Origin of the sequence: Segatella copri (assembly GCF_024330485.1) — a bacterium.
GTDB classification, from domain to species: domain Bacteria; phylum Bacteroidota; class Bacteroidia; order Bacteroidales; family Bacteroidaceae; genus Prevotella; species Prevotella copri_L.
This window is the reverse complement of the sequence record NZ_JANDWX010000090.1, coordinates 1-1,257: the sequence shown is the minus strand read 5'-3', so window position 1 is coordinate 1,257 and position 1,257 is coordinate 1. Positions and strand designations below refer to the sequence as shown.

Here is a 1,257-nt window from a genome sequence, read left to right as displayed (position 1 = left end):
CAATACTCTGTTAATTCTTATGTAATCGATTGAAAATGAGAGAGTTAATTAACGTAATATAACTAATAAAATTTGGTTAAGTGGCTGATTATCAGTAACTTTATAGTTCTCTAAGCTCAAAGTTATATGACATCAGAACCACTCAACCAATATACGGAAATATGCAGAGATGCTATCAAAAGTTCATCTGCAAAGTTAAGCAAAACTTTCGAGAGTCTACTCTTGGAAATACTTTTATTGTACATGACGATACAAAGAAAGATAAATTTCACTCAAATGGAGCGTTACGGCACCCATTGTGAGCAGACCTACAGAACGAACTTCAACCGTGGTCGTGCTAAATGCATAGACTGGGTGAAGTTCAACCTTGCCCTATGCCGACGTTACTTGAATATGGATGGTCTATTGGCTATAGCCATCGATCCGAGCTACATCAGCAAGTCGGGTAAGAAGACTCCGCATATCGGTACTTTCTGGTCCGGTTGTGCAAGTTCCATGAAGCATGGGCTTGAAATCATGGGGCTTGCACTTGTCGATGTCCATGCCAACAGTTGCATGATGCTGCGCGCCCATCAGACTCCATCTACTGGAGAATTGAAAATGCGTAACATGACTCTCGTGCAACATTACATAGCGGTCATCAAGCGTTATAAGAAGGATTTGTTGAAGGTCACCGATATTGTTGTCGCTGACGCTTTCTTCTCTATCCGTCCGTTTGTGGACGGAATCAAAGAGTGCGGTTTCCATCTTGTCAGCCGCTTCAGGGATACTGCGAGCCTATATTATGTGTATACGGGACCTCGTTCCAATAAGCCTGGACGTCCCAAGACACTTGACGGAAAAATCAACTACAAGAAACTTGACCTCACACGTATGGCAGAGTTGCATATTGAAGGACTTGAAGGCACAGCCTACACACTCATAGCCTATTCAAAGGCATTGAAGCAGAAAGTGCGCCTTGTCATTTGGGTTATGCCGAACGGAAAACACAAGCTTTTCTTCTCAACAAAGACATCCATGTCGGGTGAGGAAGTGTTGCGCACATACCGCTCAAGATTCCAAATAGAGTTTTGTTTTCGCGATGCAAAGCAATATACTGGTCTTACGCATTGCCAAGCAAGACACAAGAACCAGTTGGACTTTTCCTATAATGCATCATTCGCATCACAGAATGTTGCGAAAGTGATGATGAAGGAAAATGAATTGCCGTATTCCATGGCTTCTTTCAAGGAGATTATGGCAAGCACATACATCGCT

At 42.6% G+C, this 1,257-nt stretch carries 1 protein-coding gene; it reads left to right on the top strand.

Annotated features, from left to right (window positions below):
- Positions 1 to 243: 243 nt before the first annotated feature.
- A partial coding sequence (locus tag NNC77_RS16450; RefSeq protein WP_254986910.1) for a transposase occupies positions 244 to 1,257 on the top strand: 1,014 nt, incomplete at its 3' end.